This window comes from Gluconobacter sp. Gdi (assembly GCF_014132155.1).
Lineage (GTDB): Bacteria > Pseudomonadota > Alphaproteobacteria > Acetobacterales > Acetobacteraceae > Gluconobacter.
The window spans coordinates 1-228 of record NZ_BLJQ01000110.1 but is presented as its reverse complement, the minus strand read 5'-3'; the positions used below and the strand labels follow the sequence as shown (position 1 = coordinate 228).

The window sequence follows — 228 nt, the reverse complement described above, 5'->3', positions numbered from 1 at the left end:
GCTCTCCAGTTCCACATGATAGTAGGTGTAGCTGTTGATCGTACGATCAATCAGGATGGATGCCCCATTGACCAGCATACGGGCCGGAACCAGCTTGCCCTCGAAGACCATGCAGTGCTCCTGCGTCAGCAGCAGGTCACGGGACGGAACACCCTCGGCAAGCGCGCCCTCGCGGATGCGGACGAGCCAGTTTTCTTCCGGCACAGGCTGGCTGGAGACGGTGATGGA

1 protein-coding gene is annotated in these 228 nt (G+C 60.1%); it reads right to left on the bottom strand.

The window, feature by feature from the left end; all coding sequences use genetic code 11:
• Positions 1-228, bottom strand: a 228-nt coding sequence (locus tag JN414_RS16710; RefSeq protein WP_202208907.1) for a Hint domain-containing protein, incomplete at both ends; no start/stop codon positions are given.